At 59.1% G+C, this 1,526-nt stretch carries 2 protein-coding genes; one reads left to right on the forward strand and one right to left on the reverse strand.

The window, feature by feature from the left end; translation table 11 throughout:
- Positions 1–719: dienelactone hydrolase family protein (locus CXY75_RS00070; RefSeq protein ID WP_104080875.1), on the reverse strand; the 719-nt coding region annotated here is incomplete at its 3' end.
- Between the two features lie 68 nt (positions 720–787).
- Between CXY75_RS00070 and CXY75_RS00075 the strand changes: the two genes are divergently transcribed.
- Complete coding sequence (locus CXY75_RS00075; protein ID WP_233201636.1) at positions 788–1,510, forward strand: DUF488 family protein; 723 nt, start codon at positions 788–790, stop codon at positions 1,508–1,510.
- Positions 1,511–1,526: the final 16 nt, after the last annotated feature.

Genomic DNA, 1,526 nt, shown 5'->3' on the forward strand with positions numbered 1-1,526 from the left:
GTTTTCAGGAAGAACGACGTTCGCTCGAATGCGTCTGCTGTTTCGATTGCGGCGTGGCGTGAAAGATCGGGGTCCAGCGCGAAGCCATGACGGGCTTTGGGGTAGACAACTACCGTGGATTGCGTGGCGTTGTGGGCGAGGATTTCGCGCATCTGTTGGAGGTCACGGGCAGAGGTACTGGTGTCTTTGCCGGCATATATTCCGAGCCAGGGTGTCTTAAGTATGCGTGCGGCATCGATTCCGCTGAGGATGCCCGGCCAGCGTGGCGAAGCCAGGTTGGCGCCGTAAAAGGTGACGGCGGCATCGATGTGTAGTGTCGCTGCCGCCCATAATGCGAGGGTGCCTCCCATGGAGAAGCCTATTACCGCTATTTTTTGTGCTCCTTGGGCGCGGATCCAGGACAGGGCACTCTCGATGTCGAATGTGAGCCCGTCCATAGTCAGGGTGTCGTGGTAGCGGCGGGCTTGGGCGTATTTCCCATCGGTGACGACGGGGTCTTCGATGCGGTGGTAGAGGTGCGGTGCGGCGGTGATGTAGCCACAGCCGGCCAGGCGGACGACGAGAGCGGTGACTGGTGCGGAGAGGCCCCAGACCTCGTGGAGCACAATGACTCCAGCCCGGGCTGCACCCACCGGCACCGATACTGTCAGGGGGACACCACCAGCCCCCGCCATTTCAATACCGTGCGAATGGTCGGAACCGGCCGGGATCGGTTGCATGCTTTCTCCGTTCGTTCCGGGGCTCCCGGTGGCAGCGGCGTCACCGGGTATGTCAACACTTGGCCTGCGTGAACCGGTGGGCTGAACAAGGAGTCATCGTCACCGACGAGGTTACCGACGGCTTCAAGATAGCAGCACGGCAATGGCCGACATACGAGGTTTCTCCTGCACGTTACCGTAGGAGCAAAGCATCGGGCACAGACACACAAATTCGACATTTCCGAGGCGCGCTTCAGCACGTGCGGTTCAATGGGAGCATGGCTGGAACCTGTGTGTACACGATCGGGCATTCAACTCATCCAATTGATGAGTTCGTTGACATGTTGAAAACGCACGGCGTCGAACGACTCATCGACGTGCGCACCGTTCCCGGGTCTCGTCACAATCCGCAATTTGGCGAACACGAACTCACCATCAGCATGCCGAAGGCAGGTATCGATTATCAACGACTCCCACGACTCGGCGGGTTACGCCACACCCCGGTAGCGGAAGCATCCATCAATGGAGCATGGCGAAACAAAAGCTTTCGCAACTACGCCGACTACATGCAAACACCCGAGTTCGGTGCAGGCATCGACGAGTTGATGACGCTGGCAACAAAGCAGACGGTAGCGATCATGTGCGCCGAGGCCGTGCCCTGGCGTTGTCACCGATCACTGATCGGAGACGCATTGCTAGCTCGGAGCCTGCACGTAGCCGACATCATGAGCCGAACCTCGACCAAACCGCACACCCTGACCAGCTTCGCAAAAGTCAACGGTGACCGCGTGTGGTACCCACCAGAAGAATAACCAACGACGCTACCAA

Source organism: Cryobacterium sp. Y11 (assembly GCF_002929535.1).
Classification (GTDB): Bacteria; Actinomycetota; Actinomycetes; order Actinomycetales; family Microbacteriaceae; genus Cryobacterium.